This window comes from Marinobacter koreensis, from assembly GCF_023156285.1.
GTDB lineage: Bacteria > Pseudomonadota > Gammaproteobacteria > Pseudomonadales > Oleiphilaceae > Marinobacter > Marinobacter koreensis.
Genome location: NZ_JAKZAJ010000002.1, coordinates 634,155 through 657,670 on the forward strand (window position 1 = coordinate 634,155; position 23,516 = coordinate 657,670).

The window sequence follows — 23,516 nt, forward strand, 5'->3', positions numbered from 1 at the left end:
GGGCGCAGGCCACAAACCGACCACCCGGAATCAGGTAGCGGAATCCCGAAACTGTAGCCGTGCAAGGCGTTGATACAGGGCGTTGCACGCCATCAGTTCTTCGTGGCTGCCGACCGCAAGCAACCTGCCCTGATCCATCACGGCGATGCGGTCGGCGTCCCGGACTGTGGCCAGGCGATGGGCGATCACCAGGGTAGTCCGATTTTCGGTGAGTGCCGGCATGGCCTCCTGGATCAGGTGTTCGCTTTCGGCATCCAGGGCGCTGGTGGCCTCGTCCAACAGGAGGATTGGCGCGTCAGCGAGCAGCGCGCGTGCAATCGCCAGGCGCTGTTTCTGTCCTCCGGACAGGCCGGTGCCATTGTCGCCCAGAGGGGTCTCATAGCCTTGTGGTAGCCCCCGGATAAACTCGTGGGCATGGGCAATCCGGGCGACCTCTTCGACGGCTTCAGGCGTCGCATCCGGCCTGGCATATCGGATGTTATCGGCAACGGTGCCATGGAACAGGGCCGGATTCTGGGGAACCAGTGCGAAACACCGCCGCAGGGAGGTTAAATCCAGCGTTGCAATATCCACACCGTCAATCCGGATGTGTCCGCCCAGGGGCGAGTGGAAATGCAGGAGCAGATCGAACAGGGTGGATTTCCCCGCACCGGACGGCCCCACCAGTGCCAGGGTTTCGCCCGGCTCCACGGTGAGGGACAGACCATCGATGGCCGCCTTCTCCGGCCGGGTCGGATAGGCGAAATGCAGGTTTTCGAGATCGAGCCGGCCCAGGACGCGAGCCGGAAGGTGCCCTGTTGCTGTACCGGAGGGCCTCTCGAACTCGGAGCGGGTTTCAAGCAGCTCGAACAACCGTGCAGCAGAACCGGCCGCTCTCTGCAGTTCACCGATGACCTCGGTAATGGCGCCGGCGGCAACGCCGACCAGCAGGCTGTAGAACACGAACGCGGCCAGTTCACCGGCGCTGATACGACCGTGGATAACGTCCAGGCCTCCGATCCAGATAACAATCCCGACCGCACCCATCACCAGGGAAATGGCCAACGTTGTCAGCCAGGCCCGCTGTCGAATGCGTTGCCGGGCCACGTCGAAGGCCTGCTCGGAAACCGTCGCAAAGAAGGACCGGTCGTGGGGCTGATGGTTGAACGCCTGCACGGTTTTTATCTGGGTCAGGCTTTCCCCGACATAGCTGCCCACATCGGCCACACGGTCCTGGCTCAGACGCGACAGGGCGCGCACCCGTCGACCGAAGAACAGGATCGGCGCAATCACCAGCGGGAAACCAAGCATGATCACGCTGGCCAGCTTGGCGTTGGTGACAAACAGCAGAACCAGCCCGCCAACCAGCATCAGGGCATTGCGCAGGGCGATGGAGACCGTGGAGCCGATGACCGATTGCAGAACCGTGGTGTCCGCGGTGAACCGGGACTGGATTTCCAGCGCCCGGTTCTGCTCGAAGAAGCCCGGGTGAAGATCGATCAAATGGTTGAACACCTTTTTCCGGATATCCGCGACCACCCGCTCACCGATCCAGGACACCAGGTAGAAGCGCGCAAACGATCCGAACGCCAGGCCCAGAACCAGCACGAAGAACAGGCCGATGGCCTTTGCCAGGTTGGCCGGAGACTCGGTGGCGAGCCCCTGATCCACCAGGATGCGCAGGCCCTGCCCCAGGCTCAGGGTAATGCCGGCGGTGATGACCAGCGCGACCAGCGCACCCACCACGGCCCGTCGATAGGGCCGGATGAATTCGACAACGAGTTTCAGGGCCTTGCGGTGACGGGGTTGGATGGTGTGCCTCCTGGGTACGCGGTACGGTAGACTCTGGCAGCTATACGTCGTGTTTTGCCAGCAAGACCTATCATAACCGCTTGCCGGTATCCGTGCCCCGTCATCTCCGATCGCCAAGGAAACCCCATTGAGAGCCTACGCCGACAACGACTACCCCGCTGACCACAAACCGGACTGGAAGGTGATTGCCGGGCTTTGGCCCTACCTGACCGAATTCCGCGGGCGGGTCATCTTCGCCCTTTCCCTGCTGGTCCTGGCAAAGCTGGCGACTGTGGCGACGCCCATTGCCCTGAAATACATCGTGGACTACCTCGATCAGAACCGCGGCGCGGACATGGTGTTGTGGATCCCGGTCTGGCTGGTGGTGGCCTACGGGACGCTCCGGTTTGGCAGCACGCTGTTCAATGAGTTGCGCGACGCCGTGTTCGCCCGGGTGGCGGAACGGGCCATGCGTCGGGTTTCCCTGCGGGTATTCCGTCACCTGCATCAGCGGGAACTGGCATTCCATCTCGATCGCAAAACCGGTGGCCTGGCCCGGGATATTGAGCGCGGGACCAACGGCATCAGTTTCCTGCTGCGGTTCACCCTGTTCAACATCGTGCCGACGGCCCTGGAAATCCTGATGGTCTCGGGCATTCTTCTGGTGGTTTTCAACATCACCTATGTGCTGGCTATCGCGGTGGCGGTCGTGGTGTACGTGGTGTTTTCGATCCGGGTGACCGAATGGCGGACCCGGTTCGTGCGCGAGGCCAACGCCCGCGACAATCAGTCGAATTCACGGGCTGTGGACAGTCTGCTGAATTACGAGACGGTCAAATACTTCAACAATGAACGCTACGAGGCCGAGTGCTATGACCGGGACCTCGAGGACTGGGAACAGGCGCGGCTGAAGAATCGCCTGTCCCTGGCCACCCTCAATGCCGGTCAGGCCCTGATCATCGGCCTGGCCCTGATTGTGATCATGGCCATGGCGGTGCGGGAGGTGGCGAATGGCGAGATTACCCTGGGTGATTTCACCATGATCAATGCCTATCTGATCCAGCTGTTCATTCCCCTCAATGCCCTGGGCTTCGTGTACCGGGAGATCCGACAATCGCTGGTCAATGTCGAGCGGCTGTTCAAGCTGCTCGGCGACGAACCGGTGATTGTGGACAAGTCGAATGCGCCGGCCCTGTCCGTACAGCAAGGCGAAATCCGGTTCGAGCAGGTGCGCTTCGCCTATCGTCCGGACCGGCCGATCCTGCGGGGCGTCAGCTTTACCATACCGGCCGGGCACACGGTGGCTGTGGTCGGTGCAAGTGGCGCCGGAAAATCCACCCTGGCCCGGTTGCTGTTCCGTTTCTTCGATGTGAACGAAGGGCGGATCTGTATCGACGGGCAGGACATTCGCGAGGTCACCCAGGACAGTCTGCGATCGGCCATCGGCGTTGTGCCCCAGGACACGGTGCTGTTCAACGACACCCTGTACCGGAATCTGGCCTATGGCCGGCCGGGCGCTACCGAGGAGGAGGTGCATCGGGCGGCCCGGATGGCCCATCTCGAGCATTTCATCCGCAGCCTCCCGGACGGCTATGACACCCGGGTCGGTGAACGTGGGCTCAAGCTGTCCGGCGGGGAAAAGCAGCGGGTCGCCATTGCCCGGGTTCTCCTCAAGAACCCGCCACTACTGATCCTCGATGAAGCCACCTCGTCCCTGGATTCGCTGTCGGAACAATCGATCCTGAGTGCGTTGAAGGAGATCAGCCGCCAACGAACCACCCTGGTGATTGCCCACCGACTGTCCACCATTCGGGACGCTGACACCATTCTGGTGATGGATGGCGGCGAGATTGTGGAAAGCGGGAACCACGATGCCCTGCTCGCCCGCGATGGGCACTACGCGCAGCTCTGGCAGCAACAGCACCAGACCCGATCCGCGGATTGATTACCGGGCGTTACCGCTGGAACGGAAGGTTTCGACCCGGTTCCGTCCCGCGGACTTGCCGTGATACAGCGCCTTGTCCGCCCGGAGCATGATGGTGTTGGACTGGTCGTCGTCCGGATCGGCGACGGCCACCCCGCAGGTAATGGTGCCCTGCAGTGTCGCGTCCGTGCCCTCGAACCTGTGCCGGGCGATGGTCTGGCGTAGCCGCTCGGCCAGCTGTCGGGCACTGTCCATATCGCTGTCCGGCAGGAGGATGGCAAATTCCTCGCCCCCGACACGTCCCAGCGTATCGCTGGCCCGCAGTTCGTCCTGGAGAACCCGGGTGGTTTCCTTCAGAACCAGGTCTCCGACATTGTGTCCGAACCGGTCGTTGACCTGCTTGAACCAGTCAAAATCGAACAGGATCACGGCGTAGCCGGGCCCGTTGCGTTTGTAGCGGAAAAATTCCCGTGACAGGAGTTCCATGAACTGTCGCCGGTTGGCACTGCCGGTCAGCTCGTCAGTCACGGCAATCTGTCTCAGCCTTTCCTCCAGCTCCTTCTGCGCGGTGATATCGAGAATACTGCCGTACCAGACGATGCGTCCGTCATCGCGAAAATCCGGCCGGGCCCGGCCGAAAACCCAACGGATCTCGTCATCGACAATCACTCGGTATTCGCAGATCCAGTCCTCGCCGCTGAGGCGGGACGCCTCGGCCGCTTCCCGGACGTGGGCATGATCGTCCGGATGAATGGCGTCGAAGATCCGGGTGGCGTCCTCCCGAACCTGATCCGGCGTCACATTGTAGATTCGCGCGATACCCGCACTGGCATAGGGAAACCGGATGGAGCCATCCGGTCTCATTTCGAATTGATACACCAGGCCGGGAATGCGTGAGGCCATTTTCTCCAGACGCTCGATGGTCCGTTGCTGTTCTGCCTGGAGTGTCTCCAGCTTTTCCTGGTAGGCCCTGCTGGCGGAGATGTCGATGTGGGTGCCGCTCATCCACTCCGGTTCGCCCTCCGGGGTTCGGCTCACCAGGCGACCATAGTCCCGGACCCAGACCCAGTGACCATCCTTGTGGCGCATGCGGGCCTCGCACTCGTAATAGTCGGTGTCGCCCCGGAAGTGGGCCTGGAGTCGCTGATCCGAGACCACCAGATCGTCGGGGTGGGTATGGGTCAGCCAGGTCTTGATCGAGATGAGTTTCAACTCGTCGAGGGTATATCCGATGATCTCCGCCCAGCGTTCATTGAACACGGTTTCACCGGTCTGGACATTCCACTCCCAGGTGCCTGCCCGGGTGCCCTCCAGAATGGTTCTCAGTCGGGCGGCTTCGCCCTGACCGAGATAGGCGCTGTCTGCTGGCCCGGATGCGTCGTTCATTCAGTCGCGTGCTCTGAGTGACGGGGTCTTTTCTGAATATAGTTGAACTGCTGTTCATTTACGATTCGTTGACCGGGACGGATGACCTAAGTGCCTCAGCCAGTCCCGAGGCACGTCGGATCCGCAGTCGACTGCTCGCCGTCAGTACATCCGGATCTCCGGTCACCAGGCTGAACCAGCTACGGGCACGTGTGATCCCGGTATAAATCAGCTCACGGGTGAGCACCGGGCTCATCCGGTCCGGCAGCACCAGACAGGTATGGTTGAATTCGGATCCCTGGGACTTGTGGACGGTCATGGCATACACGGTTTCCAGCTGCTGCAGCCGGCTCGGAGAAATCCAGCGGATGCCGTCGGTACCATCCCCGCTGGGGAAGGCAACCCGCAGCGTGGTGTCAGGCTCGCCGTTCTCGTTTCCTTGTCCGGGCAGGCTGAAGGTGATGCCGATATCGCCATTCATCAGGCCCAGGTTGTAATCGTTACCGGTGATCAGAATCGGTCGACCGGCATACCAGCCCTCGGCACGGGGAATCAGCCGGGCTTCCAGCAGACGTCGGGCAATACGGTCATTCAGGCCCTCCACGCCCCAGGGGCCCTTGCGCAGGGCACACAGGACCTGGAAATCCCCGAAGGCCTCCAGCACCTGTCGAGCCAGATCGTCCCAGGCCTCGGGCGGACTGTCCGCTTCGAGGCCACGATGGTTCATGAGCGTGAGATAGTGTTGATAGCCCACCGGCGGCGCCAGCTCACCGTGGTCCGTGGATCGGCCCACGCCACGGTTCCGGAACGCCTTCGGAGAGCCGGTGATGGCATGGCGGCAGATACCTTCCAGTGTGGCTTCGAGGTCCGGGGCGCGGTCGCTGCCGTTCAGCCAGATGACATCGTCGAACGCTGCGTCACGGCAACGCTTCAGCGTCAGCTGGTCCAGCCGGTTGGTATTGACCGCTTCGGCGAGCTGGCGGATGCCGCTGTCTTCGGTAAAGCGGTAACTCTTGCGAAGCATGGCCACGGCCTGATCCAGCGGTTCGCCGTGTTCGTCCACCAGCGTCTGCGGGACCTGTTCACCGGAGACCGCCTTCAGCCAGGTCGCGGTTGCAGGCTGATAGTGGCTCTCGCTGGCCCGCTGGCAGAGTTCACCGAGCACCGCGCCGGCATCCACAGACGCTAGCTGGTCCTTGTCGCCCAGCAGGATCAGCTGCGCATGGTCCGGGAGGGCATCGAACACCGAGGCCATCAGATCGACGTCCACCATGGAGGCCTCATCAATCACCAGGATATCCACCAGCAGGGGATTGTCCCGGTGATGCCGGAATTTCCGGCTGTCCGGACGGCTACCCAGCAGCCGGTGCAGGGTGGTTACCCGGGTGGGAATATCCGCGAGGTCCACGTTGCCGGGTAACTGATCGAGCGGTAAACGATTGACGGCGTTGCCAATGGATTCGTTCAGGCGGGCCGCCGCTTTGCCGGTGGGCGCGGCCAGACGGATCCGGAACTTGCGTCCACCCCGGCTGGAATCGCAACCGGCCGTTGCCTGGAGCGCGGCAAGGAGGTTGACCACGGTGGTGGTCTTGCCGGTGCCGGGACCGCCGGTGATGATCGCAAAGCGATTACGGGCCGCCAGGGCACAGGCGAGTTTCTGGTAGTCCACGTCGTTCCGGGGAGAGAACAGGGCATCCAGGGCCTGACGGAGTGTCGTTGCCGAGGGTGAAGTGGCGTCCGCCAGAGACGGCGATGGCGACAGACGGCTCCGGATACCTTCGGCAATCCGCTGTTCGTATCGCCAGAGACGGCGCAGGTAAAGCCGGGTATCGACTTGCACAAGGGGTGTCGTATGTAAGCCATCACTTACGGCTGACGTTGCTCCCATGGCAGCTATGCAGTCTGGCAATGTGACCTGTGACAGAATATCGGACGGCGTTGGGAGGGTGTCCACCAGTTCCGGGTATCCGTGCCTCGGTGCTTCCTCCGGAGGCAGTGCCAGGGTCTGGCCGGCATTGTCCAGTAACGATACCAGGTCGATACAGACATGCCCTCGCCCAACCTGGTGAGACGCCATTGCCGCGAGCAGCAGCAACAGTGGCTCCGGGGATTCCCCCTGCTCCCGGCACAGCTCGCGGATCAGCCGGGCAAACGCAATGTCCAGCTCCCGGATCCAGCCGGCGTCCTGCCATTGCTCCAGCAAGTTTTCCATGTGCTCGCCTTCAGTGAGTACCGCGGCCATTTCCGGTGCCGATGGCGGTTCCCCGGGATTGGCGTGGTCGTCCCCGAGATCGAGATCAAACTGATGGTCGGAATTGCGGGTCCGGCTCATGCGGCATCCTCCCCGGTCATCCGGTGGCCGTCGAACAGGGCATCAAGCTGATCAATGAGCTGACAGGGTGGTTTGTCGGTAAAGGCTCCGGCCCCCGGGGCGTGGATGCCGCGCAAAAAGAGATAGACGGCGCCACCGATGTGCCGGTCGTAATCGTACCCGGGGAGCCGGGCTTTCAGCAGCCTGTGCAGCGCCAGCAGGTACAGGATGTATTGAAGGTCGTACCGTTTGTCGAGAATCGCCTGACCCATGGCCTGGTCGGTGTAGGCGCTGTCGTCATCGCCGAGGCTGTTGGATTTGTAGTCGAGAACGTAGTAGCGACCCTCATGTTCGAACACCAGGTCGATAAAGCCCTTGAGCATACCGTTGAATCGTCGGTCCTCCACCTGGCTTCGGTCGGCACCCTCGAGCGTATGCTGCTGAACCAGGGCGTCCAGGCGTCGGGTGGAGACATTGCAGCTTTCGAACCAGAATTCCAGTTCCGGGCGTACCGTGTTCAGCGCCATCAGGGGCGCCCGGACCTCGCCCTTTCGGTCCAGCGCCAGGGGCGTCCCGATCAGCGCCAGCAGCCAGTGTTCCAGGGTATCCACCCACTCTGTCCAGCCCCGGACGGTGCAGCGACGGCTAAGGTGTTCCCGCAAAAGCTCAGGGTGCTCGGCAATGCGGCTGAAGCCCTCGCGCGTACACCATTCAAGCAGCTCGTGCAGGAAGGTCCCGGGGCTGGCGCCCTTCGGAAAGTCGTGCAGGGAATGACCGGGTCCGGGTTTCGCCTGCTCGGCATCGGCCGCCTGGGCGGATTCCTCCAGCAGGTTCTGGATCTCCGCGTCTTCGACTTCCCCTGAAAATACAATGCCGGTTCCCGCCAGCCCGGTGTATTCGATGGAGGAGTAACTGGCAATCCACCAGTCTTCCCGAGCCTCGCGCCGGGCTTCCAGGGCCGGCCCGAGGGCGTCCGGAGTCGGTTCGGTATACAGGGTATCGTCTGGCTCCGGCAGCGCCGACGCCGTGATGGCAGCGGTCCCCTCCACCAGCGGGCGGAGGCTATCCACGGCGGTCATACCGTCAAGCTCTTCGCCACCCAACAGGTAGCCAAGGCCGCTCCGGTACCAGTCAGTGATAGCGGCAACGCCCACCCAGGTGGCATAGCGTGCCCGGGTCAGGGCGACGTACAGTTTGCGGATGTCTTCCCCCAACCGTTCCTGATCGGCCCGGGCCACATCCTCCGGCTCCGGATCGAAGACGGTTCTGAGCGTCCCATTATCATCGTGGTAACGGACATAGGCCTGTTTGTCGCTCTGTGCCCGGAAGGCGGTTCCAAAAGGCAGGAACACCAGCGGATATTCCAGACCCTTGGATTTATGCACGGTAATCACCTTGACCAGGCCGGCATCGCTTTCCAGGCGGAGGGTCCGGTGTTCGTCTTCCTCGTCCGCCGACCGCAGGATCTGAGTGAAGTGATGCACCAGGGCGTGCTCGCCGTCCAGCTGCAGGCTGTCCTGCTGCAGCAGTTCGGCGATGTGCAGGATGTCCGTGAGCCGCCGTTCGCCATCCGCTCTCTGCAGTAGGCGTGCCGGCACTTCAAAGTCCATCAGGAAGGCGCGCAGCATGGGCAGTACACCCCGGGTCCGCCACTGGTTGTGGTAGTCCATGAACCGGTCTATTTCCCGTTCCAGCGCCCTTTCATCGGTGAGCAGACGATCGAGGCTCTGCCAGGACTGGCCCAGGGTGGGCGTGGCCAGGGCGGCCCGGATCAGCGCCAGTTGCCGGGGCTCGGCGAAGGCGCGCAGCCAGGTCAGGATTTCCATGGCCTCGGTGGACGTGAGCACCGAGTCCCGGTCAGACAGATACACACTCTTGATACGCCGGCGGCCGAGGGCCTCACGGATGGCGGCGGCCTCGTTACGGTTGTTGACCAGGACAGCGATGTCCCCGGGGCTGACCGCCTCCAGGTCCTCCGGATCGTCCGGCAGCACAAAGCCGGCTTGGCCGGCCTGTCCCAGCGTCAGCAACCGGGCCACCTCACTGGCACAGGTTTCGGCGACCTGGGTCGTCGCCGCGCCCTTGGCCAGGGTGGCAGCCTGCCCGGCTGCGTCCGGAGGCTGGTTGTCCAGGGTCCAGAAGCAAAGGCTGGGTTGCGGGGTGCCGTTGACTCGCCATTCGCGCCGGGTGCCATTGGCGGCGACGCCCTGGAATGGCAGCGGCGTGGAGTCGCCCTTGCCAAACAGGAAGGCACCTTCCCGGCTGTGGCGGTCGGCATGCTCGAACACCCGGTTCACGGCGTCGACCATGGTGGCCGATGAGCGGAAGTTCCGGCCCAGGGTCCAGGTCCGGTCGCGGACGTCCTGGCGGGCTTCCAGGTAGGTGTGAATGTCTGCCCCGCGAAAGCCGTAGATCGCCTGTTTCGGATCGCCGATCATTAACAGGCAGGTCGCCGGGTCGTTGTCGGCCACCCGGTAGATCCGGTTGAAGATCCGATACTGGACCGGGTCGGTATCCTGGAATTCGTCGATCAGCGCTGCCGGGAACTGGCGCCGGATGGTCGACGCCAGCTGGTCACCCCGGGGCCCGTCGAGGGCGTCATCCAGACGGGTGAGCAGATCATCAAAGCCCATTTCCGAGCGTTGCTGTTTTTCGGATTCCAGGCGTTCTGCGACCCACTGGCTGGCGTGTCGCAGAATGTCGGCGCGGGCGCTGGGCTGATTCTGGCTGAAGAGCATCAGCGCCTCGATGGCGTCGAAGGCGGGATGATCCGGAAGGTCGCCCTCCCCTTTGAGGATGGCGACGAGGCCATCGGGCGTCTGGTTCCGGAAGCCGGCCTTATCGAGGTTGTCCGGCAGCAGCTGGTCGGAGTCTGCCCAGGCGACCAGATCGTCCCAGACCTTGATCATGGCGTTCTTGCTGGCGCCATGCAGACGTTTTCCCTTGTTCAGGCTGTTGAGCAGGTCGGTCACTTCCCCTTGCCAGTCGCGCCAGGGGTGGGCTTTCAGTTCGCGGGAACGGGCCTGGCGCTGACTGACGACATTGTTTATGGCCTGGTACACGTCGCCACCGGCTGCGCCAAGGCGGTTGGCGTCGGGCAGCAGGTTCCGGATGGCCTGGCGTAGGGCATCCGGGGTGTTCCAGTGGCTCAGGGCCTCGTCCATCAGTGCCGGTGGTAGCGGATAGATAAAGGTGCGCCAGTAATCCCGGACCACGTTATCCAGCAAATCGCTCTGGTCGGTTTCCAGCGTAAGCTGGAACAGGCTGCCGCTGTCGAAAGCGTGCTCACTGAGCATCCGGTTGCACCAGCCATGAATGGTCGAGACCGCGGCCTCATCCATCCACTCGGCGGCCAGCAGCAGTTTTTTCCGGCACTCCGGCCAGGTCGCCGGATCCGGATAATGGTCGTCACGGAGTTCATACAGCAGTCGGGTTTCCGCCGGAGGCCGGGGATCGTCCTCGTCCTCCGAGAACACTTCGGCGGCCTGGGTCAGCCGGGTGCGAATCCGGTCCCGGAGTTCCTTGGTGGCGGCATCGGTGAAGGTCACCACCAGCAGATTCGGTGGCAGCAGTCCCCCGGACAGCGGGTTGTCATCGGTCTGGCCGTGGCCCAGAACCAGGCGTACGTAGAGAATGGCGATGGTGAAGGTCTTGCCGGTGCCGGCGCTGGCCTCGATCAGGGTGCTGCCGTTCAGTGGCAGGGTCAACGGATCAAGGTTGGGCGTACGATTGGGATTCCCTGTGTTCATGCCTCTTCCTCAATCTGGTCGGCGGCGCATTTGTTCTGCTCGGCTTCCCAGAGCGGCACATACAGCTTATGCAGTAACGATTCGAACTCATCGCTGGCCAGCAGAGCCCCGGGGCTGTCGAAGGCACCACGCAGATAGCCGGTGTCGCGCTCCAGAGCGGTGGTGTAGGCCTGCTCCGCCTCGCCGAGCGCCCGCGCCTGATCGCCTCGGTATTTCTTGCTCTGGTAGTAACTGGTGAGCCAGGCAAACCCGGCCTCACAATGCAGGGGAAGTGTTCGGGTAGTGGCGTCCATCCAGGCGGCCAGGATGGCGTCCAGGTGGTGTCGGGCCCGATCCGCCGGGATTCCCGGGAAGGTAAAACGGCGCTTCTCCTCCTTGGCAAGAATCAGGGTCTCGAAGGGCTGGGCCGTGAGCTGGCCGGCGAGGTGGATCACCCAGTCGCGCATCAGGTTCGCATAGCGTACTTTCCGGCCGGAACCGCCACCGCTCAGCAGGCCCGAGCTGGCCACCACGAGCCGACAACGCCGGCCCTCGGAATTTACCCGCAGCTGGTCGATGAGATCGGCTACCTCCACGGATCCCCTATCGTTTTCGAACCGGTACTCGAAAGCCACTGGCTCACCGAGGGGCTCCGGCCAGTCCGCGAGCGCGCTCCGGTAGCGTTCGAACAGGTCCGGTAAACGACCGGACAGCTCATCGCGCAGGCGATGCTCGGTGACGCCCATGCCCAGATCGCCCCGACGGGCCATACGGTCGAGGGTGATCGCCATGCGTTCGTGCAGTTCCGCCTCGGAGCCGGCCTTTACCACGGCCTCCCGGATCAGCTCGTTGTCCAGTCGCCAGCGCTCCAGACCGTCCAGATCGAAGTTCTCGTTGTCCGTGTCCTCGTCTTCCACCGCCTCGAAATACACCTGCAGGCGGCGTTGGAAAAACGTGTCGATGGGCCGTTTCAGGAAATTGGCCAGATCGTTGAGGCTGATGGGTTCCGCTGGCGTCTGGTACGGCAGGGATTCCCGGTCCCGGGCTTCGGTGTCCGTGGTGTGGGCACTGCGCCACTCGCGTTCGTAGGTGAACAGGCCGCGAGCCTGCAGAACCTCGGACACCGGTTTTGGCGGGCTGTCCTCGCCGGTGTCCCGGGCATTGCTTCCGGGGAAGTAATCCCGGCTGAACGGTTGCAGGGGGTGGCGGGTGGTCAGGGCATTGGTGACCGGATTGTCCGGGGCACCCGGCAGCGACCAGAAGCTGTTGAGGTGATCCTGAAGCTGCGCCACCAGGACCGAGGCCGGCCGTTCCGAGTCGTCACGTATGCTCCGGCCCACCCAGCTGATGTAGAGCTGTTCCCGTGCGGACAGCAGTGCCTCGAGGAACAGGTAACGATCGTCCTCCCGGCGGGAGCGGTCCCCCGGCCGGTAGTCGTTGGCCATCAGGTCGAAGTCCACCGGGGGGCGGGATCGGGGGTAGTCGCCATCGTTCATGCCCAGCAGGCAGACCATTCGAAAGGGAATGGCGCGCATGGGCATGAGCGTGGCGAAGTTGACCTTGCCCGCCAGGAAGCGCTGATTCAGTCCGCCTTCGTCCAACCCGGCCAGCAACACATCCCGGACAATGTTCAGGGGCAGCGGTCGGGCTTCCAGGCCGGCGGCCAGGGCATCCTCGAGCCACTGCTCCAGCTGACGTCGGAACCGGTTCAGCAACAACAGGTCGTGGCCTTCGACGTTGTGAAAGAACCGGGACAGCATGTCGGAAAACAGGGCTTCCCAGTCCGCCGGCGTCCGGGGTGTGCGCAGTTCACGCCAGAGTGCTTCCAGACGCTGGACGAAGTCGGCCAGGCGGCCGGCCAGACTCGCTTGCAGGCCTCCGATTTCGCCGTAGGGTTCGACGCCGGCCCAGGGATCGTCTTCCCCCATGCCGTAGCCGAGGAGCATGGCCCGAAGCCCGGCCTGCCAGGTATTGCGTTCAAGGTCGGCCGGCAGGGCCAGGCTTTCCCGGTGCTCGCCGTGCAGACCCCAGCGGATGTTGGCGCCTTCCACCCAGCGCCGGGCCAGGGGAATCTCCGCTTCCTGAATACCGAACCGGTCGCGGATACCCGGCACCTCCAGCAGGCTCAGGATCTCGCTGACACCGAACCGGCTCCTGGGCAGGGACATCAGCGTTTCCAGGGCGATCACCACCGGTTCATGATGGCGCTGGCCCTGATCGGAGATGGTGAACGGGATGTGGCGTTTGCGACCGGGCTGATAGCGTCCGAAGACCGCCTGAATATGGGGTGCATAGACGTTGATGTCGGGCACCATCACCATCACGTCCCGCGGACGCAGGTCCGGATCGGCATTGAAGGCGGCCAGCAACTGGTCGTGCAGGATCTCGACTTCCCGTTGCGGACTGTGGGCATCGTGGAAGACAACGGAACGATCCCGGGCCAGATCCAGCTGCCGGTTTTCCCCACGGATCTCCTGCAGCGGGGTCAGGTTGTAGATGTCGTTCTGCAACTGGTGGAGCAGCGCCGGTGCCCCGGGGTCGCCGTGTGGGGCAAAGATGTCGATCTTCTGGTCGGGTGTGTCGAAGTGGCCCCGGTATTGCTCCGGATTGTCGAACTCATCCAGCAGGCGAATGTAGTCGCGGCCCTGCTTTCCCCAGGCCGCCAGCAGGGGATTGGCGTGCTGGTGCAGCTGATCCGGATCGGCGATCTTCGACAGTGCCGGATGGGCCACACCCCGCTTGCGTTCGGCTCGTAGCAGGTCGCGGTCACTGACGATGTCGGCCCAGTAGTACTGGCAGGGGTTGTGGACGCAGAGTACCACCTGGCTGAACCGGCTGAGCACATGCAGGGCTTCCAGTGCCTGGCGGGGCAGGGATGAGACGCCAAATACGACGATGCGCCGGGGTAGCCGGGTCGGGTTTGCCGGGACGGTCAGGCGCTGGCCCTCGTCCTTGAACCGGGTGTGGATCCGTGAACGGCTGGTGTGGGCCCCGGCGCCGACATCTGCGACCAGTCTGCGCCAGAGCAGCGGCTGCCAGAGGGTTTCCGCGCTGAGTGGCCTTTCCTCGCCTCGGGCGGTGATCAGCACATCGCTGCCCTGCTCCCAGGCGGTCAGCCAGTCGGCCCGGAACACCTGATACTGGTCAAACAGGTCGGCCACTTTCTCGGCCAACTGGAAATTACGCAGATCGGTATCGGGACCCTCGAGAAACCGGGCAAGCGGGGCGAAGGCGTCGTCCTGGCCCACCAGGTCGGGCAACAGCCGGTACAATCGCCAGACCAGCCGGCGTTTGTCGAACGGTGACTGTTCAGGCACCTCGCCGTCCGGCAACACCGCCCGGTAGGCCTGCCAGATAAACCGGGCCGGAAACAGGAAGTCCATGCCAGCGGCAATCCCCAGGCCACCCCCGGTTCCGTCTTCCGAGCGCTTCTCCGCCAGGGCCAGCTTCAGCCACTGGGCGATGCCGTTACTCTGTACCAGGAAGGTTTCGCTCTCCAGCGGTGGCAGCGGGTTTTCCCGGCACAGGAAGACAACCGCGCGCCGAAGATCTTCCAGGTGGTTGGCATGGATGGCGTGAAAACCGGGTTGGATGGCGTTGGCCATGGGGCTCCTTGTTGATGATCGTTCAATCCTGACTCGACCGGGGCCTGCTCGCAAGACCGTCTGTGGCAGTTATCGGTCAACAGTATACCCTCGCGAAGCGTCAGTCAGTGTCGCAGATGCTGGAGATATGGGCATTTGAGTGATGGAGGGCTTCATCGTAAAGTGAGGGTTTCCTCATCCAAACGCCTTCAGGTAGTACCTATCTCAGATGGCCCGAGCGCAGTTTCCTGAGCAACCGTCCAGTGCGGACCTCTCCAACCCCCTGTATTACCTTGAAAACATGGAAACCGTGGTGCGCTGGGTACTCAGCCACCACCGGGATCTGCTGGACAAGGTCGAGACAGGGCGGTTGGAGGCCTTTATGGACCTTGCCATACCCGAGCGGGCCCTGCTGACCCGGCTGATCATGCGCACCGGAGATCTGTTCCGTGCTGACAAGCTGGCCTACCCGGAGCTCGGGTCGCCGTTGCCCGCCGTCCTGGCCCGGCTGAACGCGGACGACTGGCTGGATCCGGCGCCCGAGCTGGCCCTCGACGACCTTTTCCGTCTGTTTACCCTTGCCGAGCTGCGTCCGGTTTTCGCCCCTGCCCTGGAACGGCTCGGCCTTCCCCGCACACTGTCCAAGGCGGCGATGCGGTTGGCGCTCGCGGACGTGCATGACGAACCGAAGCCGTTGTCGGACTGGCTGCCCGATACTGGCGCCGAGGTGGTGCGTTTGCGGTATATGGCGCTGTTTGACCGGGTCAGGCTGATGTTCTTTGGCAATCTCCGGCAAACCTGGTCCGATTTCGTTCTGGTGGAGCTGGGCTATCAACAGTACGAACAGGTGCCGTTCAGCCCCGAATCCCGCGCCTTTTCCCGGCGTGACCAGGTCGATTGCTATCTCCTGATGCAGGCCTGTCGTGACGCGCTCGAGGAAGGATGGCCCGCAGCGGAGGTGTGGCCCAGGGTGCCGGGTCCGGTGGACAATCCCTGGCTGGCCAGCCGGCGGGATCGGTTGCTGCTGGAACTGGGTCGGCACGCCGACCGCCAGGGTGACCGGGAACTGGCACTGGCGGTGTGGGCGCAGAGCAACCATCGGGAGGCACGACTGAAACAGTTGCGGCTGTTGGAGCGCATGAAGCGGTTCCCGGAGGCCTGGGAGATCGCCCGGCGTTGGCAGGAAACGGACCTGGGGGATGCGGAACAACAGGGGCTGGACCGCATTCTCAAGCGATTGGCTCCGAAAGTAGGCGAGCCCCGGCCAACGCCGATACCCGCTCCGGAAATTGTCGAGCGGTCGGTGCTTCTTCCCCGCCCCTTGTCCGGATCTGTGGAGGGGGCTGCCGCCGCGTACCTGGACCGGTCCGACGCACCGGCGGTCTACGTCGAGAATACCCTGATCAACGGCCTGTTCGGTTTGCTGTGCTGGCCGGTGATCTTCAAGCCGGTGCCGGGTGCGTTTTTCCATCCGTTTCATGTCGGCCCGGCCGACCTGACCCGGGAGGATTTCACCGAGCGTCGTCGTTCGGACTTTGAGGCCTGTTTCGCGAGTCTGGATAACGGCAGCTATCGGGAGCAGATCCTGGACACCTGGCAGGCCAAACAGGGGCTGGCCAACCCCTTCGTGATCTGGCCCGCGTTGTCGGTCGAGCTGATCGAACTGGCCCTGGACTGCATTCCGGCGCGGCACCTGAAATCCCTGTTCCGGCGTCTGCTTCACAACATCCGGGAGCATCGCAGCGGTTTTCCGGACCTGATCCGGTTCTTCCCCGGGGAAGCCGACGAGGCGCGCCGTTACGAGATGGTGGAGGTCAAAGGCCCGGGCGACCGGCTCCAGGATCACCAGCGCCGATGGCTGGCGTTCTTTGCCAATGAGGGGGTTCCGGCCAGTGTGCTCTATGTGCGCTGGCAGGACGAGTCCGGGCAGGAGCACGGGCCATGAAGGTCGCGGTTCGGACCCTGTGCGAATTCGCCGCCCGGACCGGCGATCTGGATTTCCGGTATACCCCTGCACCTTCGGCCGCCGAAGGCATTGCCGGCCACCAGTTGATCCAGTCCCGGCGTACGAGCGACTACAAAAGCGAGTATTTACTGACCGGAGAATGCCTGGGAATAAAGATTTCCGGGCGGGTGGATGGTTACCATCCGGGCCGCCGTCGGCTGGAGGAGATCAAGACCCACCGGGGTGATCTGTCGCGCATCCGCGATCATCAGCGCGCCCTGCACAGGGCCCAGCTCCGTGCCTACGGGGCACTGTTGTGCCGGCAGGAAAACCTCCCGGGGATCGAACTGGTGCTGGTGTATTACGACGTTGGCCGGGATCGCGAGACCCTGGTGACCGAGTCCGCAACGGCCGGGGTATTGTGGCAGGAACTGGAAGGCTTGTGTCAGCAATTCCGATGGTGGGCCGAACAGGAAGATCACCACCTGGAGCAACGCAATGAGCGCCTGACCAGCCTGTCCTTCCCGTTTCCCCGATTCCGGCCGCGGCAACGGGAACTGGCCGAAACCGTGTACAAGAATGCCATGACCGCCGGCACCTTGTTGCTGGAGGCGCCGACGGGCCTGGGTAAAACGCTGGGTACCCTGTTTCCGGCGCTGATGGCTGTGGGCCGTTCCGACCAGGACCGGCTGTTCTACCTGACCTGCCGAAACACCGCACGACAGCTGGCGCTGGATGCGGTGGACCGGTTGCGGACCGCTCAGCCGGAGACCGGCCCCTGGCCACTGCGGGTGTTGGAATTGGTGGCTAAAGACGATGCCTGTGAACATCCGGACAAGGCCTGCCATGGCGAATCCTGTCCCCTGGCCCGCGGATTCTTCGATCGCCTGCCGGATGCCCGCGCTGAAGCGGCCCAGGCTGGCACCATGACCCGGGAGGAACTGGCCCGCATAGCTGCCGGCCATGACGTCTGCCCCTATTTCCTGGCCCAGGAAATGGCCCGGTGGAGTGACGTGGTGGTCGGGGATGTGAACCGGTTGTTCGACCAGTCCGCCCTGCTGCACGGCCTTATTCGCCAGAATCAGTGGCGGGCCACTGTGCTGGTGGATGAAGCCCACAATCTGGTGGACCGGGCCCGGGGGATGTATTCGGTTCAGCTGGACCAGCAGCGGTTGTTGCGGGTGAAAAAATCCGCCCCCACACCGCTGAAGAAGGCCGTGGACCGGACCGCCCGTGCCTGGCAGGGACTGATCCGGGAACAGGACCCGGATGGCCCCGTCTTCCTCGATGCCCTGCCCCCGGGACTGATCGGCAGCCTGCAGGGGCTGGTGTCGGCACTCACCGATTATCTGGCGGATCACCCTCCGGATCTGGCGTTGCAGGAGCTGCTGTTCGAGAGCGTGAGTTTCATGAAGCTGGCCGACAGCTTTGGTGATCACTCCCTGTGTGAGTTCCGTCGTGCCGGTCGCGGCCGCGCCAGGCTCACCATCCAGAACCTGATTCCGGCGGATTTCCTGAAAGACCGGTTTGCCGCAGCGGAGTCGGTCCTGTTGTTTTCCGCAACCCTGAGCCCGGGTATCTACTACCGGGACCTGCTCGGTCTGCCGGAGAATGCCGCTTTCACCTCGCTGCCCAGTCCGTTCAACGCCGACCAGCTGCAGGTGCATTTCACCCCCCGGATCAGCACTCGCCAGGTTCATCGGGAGGAATCCCTGGTACCGATTGCCGACGTCATCGCCCGGCAGTTCCGGGAGCGTCCCGGCCACTATCTGGCGTTTTTCAGCAGTTTCCAGTACCTGCAGGCTGTCAGCGAGGCGCTCGCCAGCCGGGCGCCGGACATCCCCCAGCGATGCCAGACGCCCGGCATGAGTCAGAGTGCCCGCGAGGGGTTCCTGGCGGAATTCCGGCAACCGGGGCCTTCCGTGGCGTTTGCGGTGTTGGGGGGTGTGTTCAGTGAGGGCATCGACCTGCCCGGGGATCAGTTGATTGGCGCCTTCGTTGCGACGCTGGGGTTACCGCCGTTTGATGCCTGGCACGACATCCTGAAGCAGCGCCTGCAGCAGCGGTTTGGTGCTGGGTATGAGTACACTTACCTGATCCCGGGGATCCAGAAGGTGGCCCAGGCGGCGGGGCGGGTGATTCGCACCCCGGAGGACCGGGGCGTGATCTGGCTGATCGACGATCGCTTCATGGGGGCGCAGATACAGAACCTGCTGCCCCGCTGGTGGTTCACTCCGGCCGAGTCCGGGTCAGAGTGAACCCGGTGCCATCACTGCCTCGGCGCCGGCTTGGCCAGCCATTCGTGACCTTTGAGCATGCCGTGCCAGTACAGCCCCGGCAATTGCTTGGCTTTCAGCCACCAGGCGGCCCGGGTTGCCTTGGTGCCGTCGTTGAGCCACTTCGGGAAGCTTGGTTGAAGTTGTCCCCCGTAACCGAACTCCGCCAGTACAATCCGGCCGTTTTCCACCGTCAGCGGACAGGAACCGTAGCCAAGGTAGGCGGCCTGTAGCGGTTGTCCGCGAAGCGCGCTGATCAGGTTCTCGGCAACGACGGGCACCTGCTTGCGCACCGCGGCGGCGGTCTTGGCGTTACCGGTTCCGTTCACATCGCCTGCTCCGAATACATTGTCGAAACGCTTGTGCTGCAAGGTGTCATCCGCCACATCCAGCCAGCCGCCCTCATTGGCCAGCGACGATGCCCGGATAAACTCCGGCGCGCGCTGAGGTGGCACGGTGTGGAGCATGTCAAACCCGACTTCACGGTCCTCGGTGTTACCGTCGGCGTCGGTCTGGCGGAAGGTTGCTTTCTGAGCCGGGCCATTGACCGCCACGAGGTTGCTCTGGACGTTGACGTTGATGCCGTATTTCCGGATGTAGTCCTCAAGGGCGGGCACGTAGGCCGGCACGCCAAACAGGACGCCACCGGCATTGTGGAATTCCACATTGATGTCCTTCAGCACGTCATGACGCAGCCAGTAGTCCGATGAGAGGTACATGGCCTTCTGGGGTGCCCCGGCACATTTGATCGGCATCGGCGGCTGGGAGAACAGGGCGCGACCACTCTTGAGTTTCTGGACGTTTTCCCAGGTGTACCTGGCCAGGCCTTCCCGATAATTCGAGGTAACGCCGTTCTGCCCCAGGGCCTCTTTCAGTCCATCAATGCCTTCCCAGTGGAGTTCAAGCCCCGGAGCCAGCACCAGGAACCGGTAGGTGATCCGGGTCCCGTCCGCCATCTCCACCTGGTTCTCTTCGGGGTTCACCGACTGAACGCTCTGTTGGTACCAGGTAACGAACTCTGGCATGACATCGCTCATCGGTTTGTTGGTCTGTTCAGTCCGGAAGATGCCACCGCCCACCATGGTCCAGCCCGGCTGATAATGGTGTGTGGAGGATGGTTCGATGATGGCGATATCGAGCGACCGGTCCCTTTTATGGAGACTGGCGGCAACCGAAATGCCGGCGGCTCCGCCACCCACAATCAGGACGGTGTGGCCTCGGCTGGCGGTTTGGGGAGTAGGCGTTGCGCTCATGACTCTGACCTCTTTTCTTGTAATGCACGATGTATGGGATCGGCTTTGACGCGAATTACCTCCCATACTAGCAAACCATTTAATCTAACGTTATACGAAATAGGAATATAACGACGCGAGCGCATCGCTCCAGGGTGCGTCAGCCACCCGTTTGTCGGTCTGGCATGGAGTGTCGTTGATTGGCGTTACGTTGAGATGATCCTGTGGATACGGGTTCCGGCGTCTCCTTCAATCATCGCCAGGGCATCCTTCAGGTTGCCAATGACGGCAATGCCGTTCTGGCTTGCGTAATCTCTGGCGGCGCTGAGCTTGGGGCCCATGGAGCCGGCGGGGGCCTGGAAGTTCTGCACTTCCGAGATGTCCATGTCGGACACGCGGGAGGCATCCGGCTGGCCGAAGTTCCGGTAGACACCGTCGACATCGGTCAGTAACAACAGGCGGTCTGCGCCAATTTCAGTGGCCAGCCGGGCACTGACCGCATCCTTATCGATCACCGCTTCGATACCGGTCAGGCTGCCGTCCTGCCGTCGGATCACCGGGATACCGCCACCGCCGGCGCAGATGGCGATGGCGCCCTTGTCGATCAGAAAGCGGATGATGTTCAGGTCCGGGATTTCGGCGGGAGCCGGAGAGGCAACCACCCGTCGCCATTTGTCGCCATCCCGGGCGATCTCCCAACCCAGATGCTCCGCCCGTGCTTCGGCTTCGGCCTGGTCGTATACCGGGCCAATGAACTTGGTGGGATGAGAAAAGGCCGGGTCGTTGGCATCGACAATCACCTGGGTCAGCAGGGTTGCCACGGGGACGGAGTGGTTCAGCTCGTTCTCGAGCTCCTGCTCGATCATGTACCCGATCATGCCTTCGGATTCGGCCCCGAGGACATCAAGGGAGAAGAGTTCATCCGGTTTGTAGGCGATGCCCTGCAAGGCGAGCAGGCCGACCTGGGGCCCGTTGCCGTGGGTCACCACCAGTTGGTGGCCGGCCCGGACAAGATCCGCCAGGGGCCTGGCCGCCTTGCGAATGTTTTCCCGCTGGTTGTCCTCGGTCAGGGGCTCGCCCCGCTGGAGCATGGCATTGCCGCCCAGCGCTGCAACAATCAGCATGTCAGCCTCCCAGTGTCGCGACAAGGACCGCCTTGATGGTGTGCATCCGGTTCTCGGCCTGGTCGAAGACGATGGAGGCCTCGCTCTCAAAGACCTCTTCGGTCACTTCCATGGCAGACAGTCCGAACTCCTCTTGGATCTCCCGGCCGACGGTGGTGTCGGTATTGTGGAAGGCCGGCAGGCAGTGCATGAACCGAACCCGCGGATTTGCCGCTTTGGCCATGAGCTCTGCGTTGACCTGATAGGGACTGAGCAGGGCGATCCGTTCCTTCCACTTCTCCTTGGGCTCTCCCATGGAGACCCAGACATCGGTATAGATGAAATCGACACCGGGGACCGCTTCATCCGGGTTGTCGGTGATCATCACCCGGGCGCCGGTCTGCTCCGCGATCTGCCGCGCCTCATCCACAATCTCCGGCTTGGGCCAGCAGGCCTTCGGCGCACACAGTCGCACGTCCATTCCCATCTTGGCACCCCCGAGTAGAAGGCTGTCCCCCATGTTGTTGCCGGCATCGCCGATGAACACAAACGCCACTTCCCTCAGCGGTTTCTCCACGTGTTCCCGCATGGTGAGAAAATCCGCCAGGATCTGGGTGGGATGGAATTCGTCGGTCAGGCCGTTGAACACCGGCACACCGGCGTATTTGGCCAGTTCAGCGACCACAGACTGGCCAAACCCCCGGTACTCGATGGCGTCGTAGACCCGTCCCAGTACCCGGGCCGTGTCCCTGACCGATTCCTTGTGGCCGATATGGGTACCGGTAGGTCCCAGGTAGGTGACCCGGGCGCCCTGGTCGTAGGCGGCCACTTCAAAGCCAACCCGGGTCCGTGTGGAATTCTTCTCGAAAATCAGGGCAATGTCCTTGCCGGTGAGGCGTGGCACCTCGGTACCGGCGTATTTCGCGGTCTTCAGGTCGGAAGACAGTTTCAGCAGGAATTCGATTTCCCGGGGCGAAAAGTCCTGCAGTGTCAGGAAATGACGATTTTTCAGGTTAAACGCCATGGTCGTTCTCCTTGCTGATTATTCCGGATCCCGGATGGTGGGGCAGCTCATGCATCGTCCGCCTCCCCGTCCGCGACCGAGTTCGGCGCCGGGCATGGCGAGTACCTCAATACCGACCGCTTCCAGTGCCGCGTTGGTGTCGTCATTGCGGTCGTAACCCACCACCACCCCGGGGCTCAAGGCCAGCACATTGTTGCCATCGTTCCATTGCTCCCGTTCGCGCTCGGCCGGATCGTTGCCGCCGGTGGGGACGACTTCCAGGCTGGGATAGCCCAGGATCTCGGCCACCACATCGAACAGATGCCGTGAATCCCGGTGGAATCGGAACGGGTGGTTGTCGGTGCTCGGGTACAGGTCGTAGCAGATGATCTCGTCGGCCACTTCCTTGAAGGTAGTGACCACGTTGCCACCGCAGAAGGTGAACACGGTATCCAGGTGCATGGAGGCTCGGGCCCTGGGGATCTGGCAGGCGATCACCCGTTCTGCCTGACCGCTGTCAAACAGGGATTTTGCCAGCTGGCCCACACCCTGGGGCGATGAGCGCTCGCCCATTCCGACCAGCACCGTACCCTTGCCGATCGGCATCACATCACCGCCCTCAATCGTGGCCAGGCCATGGTCCTGCAGGGGATCACCCCAGTGGACGTGGACCTTGCCGGCAAAGGCCGGGTGGAAACGATAGACCGCCGCCATCAGCAGAGTTTCTGGTTTGCGGGCTGGCCAGTACATGGGGTTGAGGGTGACTCCGCCATAGATCCACGCGCTGTTGTCCCGGGTGAACAGGAAGTTGGGCAGCGGAGGCAGCACGAACCCGAGGGCGCCCAGATGATTGCCAAATAATCCGGCGGGATCGAAAGGCAGATCGGACACCCGGAGGCCGCCCATCAGGTACTCGGCCAGGGTTCGGCCCGGAAGCTGGTCCATCCAGGCCCGCAGGTCCGCCAGCATGCCCATGCCCACGTAGTTGTTGGTAATCCGGTGGTCGAGAATCCATTTCCTGGCCTCGGTGATGTCCAGTGTCTCCGCCAACAGATCGTTGACGTCGAGCACGTCCACGCCCCGCGATCGCATCAACTGGACAAAGACATCGTGGTCTTTCTGGGCCTGCTTGACCCAGAACACGTCGTCGAACAGCAGTTCGTCACAGTTGGAGGGGGTCAGCCTTCGATGGGCCAGGCCGGGTCGACAGACGATGACCTGGCGCAGGGTTCCGGTTTCCGAATGCACGCCGAGTGTGTGCTTGTCCATGGCGTT

General features: G+C 63.0%; 12 protein-coding genes. 3 read left to right on the top strand and 9 right to left on the bottom strand.

What is annotated here, in order from left to right; translation table 11 throughout:
- Nucleotides 1-30 precede the first annotated feature (30 nt).
- Nucleotides 31-1,767, bottom strand: coding sequence for an ABC transporter transmembrane domain-containing protein (locus MLD04_RS07970; RefSeq protein WP_248156870.1), 1,737 nt, complete (start codon nucleotides 1,765-1,767; stop codon nucleotides 31-33).
- 151 nt (nucleotides 1,768-1,918) lie between these two features.
- Here MLD04_RS07970 and MLD04_RS07975 point away from each other — a divergent pair, with 151 nt between their 5' ends.
- Nucleotides 1,919-3,715, top strand: coding sequence for an ABCB family ABC transporter ATP-binding protein/permease (locus MLD04_RS07975; RefSeq protein ID WP_248156659.1), 1,797 nt, complete (start codon nucleotides 1,919-1,921; stop codon nucleotides 3,713-3,715).
- Here the strand turns inward: MLD04_RS07975 and MLD04_RS07980 are convergent, their stop codons facing one another.
- The 4 genes from MLD04_RS07980 to recC are packed head-to-tail and all read right to left on the bottom strand — an operon-like array spanning nucleotide 3,716 to nucleotide 14,703.
- Complete coding sequence (locus tag MLD04_RS07980; protein ID WP_248156668.1) at nucleotides 3,716-5,080, bottom strand: sensor domain-containing diguanylate cyclase; 1,365 nt, start codon at nucleotides 5,078-5,080, stop codon at nucleotides 3,716-3,718.
- 58 nt (nucleotides 5,081-5,138) lie between these two features.
- On the bottom strand, nucleotides 5,139-7,391 hold the full coding sequence (gene recD / locus MLD04_RS07985) for an exodeoxyribonuclease V subunit alpha (RefSeq protein ID WP_248156670.1): 2,253 nt from the start codon (nucleotides 7,389-7,391) through the stop codon (nucleotides 5,139-5,141).
- Nucleotides 7,388-11,119, bottom strand: a complete 3,732-nt coding sequence (recB, locus tag MLD04_RS07990) for an exodeoxyribonuclease V subunit beta (RefSeq protein WP_248156672.1) — start codon at nucleotides 11,117-11,119, stop codon at nucleotides 7,388-7,390. Before recB ends, recD begins: the two co-directional genes overlap by 4 nt.
- Nucleotides 11,116-14,703, bottom strand: a complete 3,588-nt coding sequence (recC, locus tag MLD04_RS07995; protein ID WP_248156674.1) for an exodeoxyribonuclease V subunit gamma — start codon at nucleotides 14,701-14,703, stop codon at nucleotides 11,116-11,118. The genes recB and recC overlap by 4 nt, the downstream gene beginning before the upstream one ends.
- A 208-nt stretch (nucleotides 14,704-14,911) precedes the next feature.
- Here recC and MLD04_RS08000 point away from each other — a divergent pair, with 208 nt between their 5' ends.
- On the top strand, nucleotides 14,912-16,627 hold the full coding sequence (locus tag MLD04_RS08000) for a VRR-NUC domain-containing protein (protein WP_248156676.1): 1,716 nt from the start codon (nucleotides 14,912-14,914) through the stop codon (nucleotides 16,625-16,627).
- Nucleotides 16,624-18,885, top strand: a complete 2,262-nt coding sequence (locus tag MLD04_RS08005) for an ATP-dependent DNA helicase (RefSeq protein ID WP_248156677.1) — start codon at nucleotides 16,624-16,626, stop codon at nucleotides 18,883-18,885. Before MLD04_RS08000 ends, MLD04_RS08005 begins: the two co-directional genes overlap by 4 nt.
- An 11-nt stretch (nucleotides 18,886-18,896) precedes the next feature.
- On the opposite strand, the gene MLD04_RS08010 is transcribed toward MLD04_RS08005, so the two are convergent.
- The 4 genes from MLD04_RS08010 to MLD04_RS08025 all read right to left on the bottom strand — a co-directional run bounded on the left by MLD04_RS08010 (nucleotide 18,897) and on the right by MLD04_RS08025 (nucleotide 23,510).
- Nucleotides 18,897-20,156, bottom strand: coding sequence for an NAD(P)/FAD-dependent oxidoreductase (locus MLD04_RS08010; protein WP_248156679.1), 1,260 nt, complete (start codon nucleotides 20,154-20,156; stop codon nucleotides 18,897-18,899).
- Nucleotides 20,157-20,341: 185 nt separating this feature from the next.
- On the bottom strand, nucleotides 20,342-21,259 hold the full coding sequence (arcC, locus tag MLD04_RS08015; protein WP_248156681.1) for a carbamate kinase: 918 nt from the start codon (nucleotides 21,257-21,259) through the stop codon (nucleotides 20,342-20,344).
- Between the two features lies 1 nt (nucleotide 21,260).
- Nucleotides 21,261-22,262 (bottom strand): ornithine carbamoyltransferase, encoded by a 1,002-nt coding sequence (gene argF, locus MLD04_RS08020; RefSeq protein ID WP_248156683.1) that lies wholly within the window; start codon nucleotides 22,260-22,262, stop codon nucleotides 21,261-21,263.
- Between the two features lie 18 nt (nucleotides 22,263-22,280).
- On the bottom strand, nucleotides 22,281-23,510 hold the full coding sequence (locus MLD04_RS08025; RefSeq protein WP_248156685.1) for an arginine deiminase: 1,230 nt from the start codon (nucleotides 23,508-23,510) through the stop codon (nucleotides 22,281-22,283).
- Between the last annotated feature and the right edge of the window lie 6 nt (nucleotides 23,511-23,516).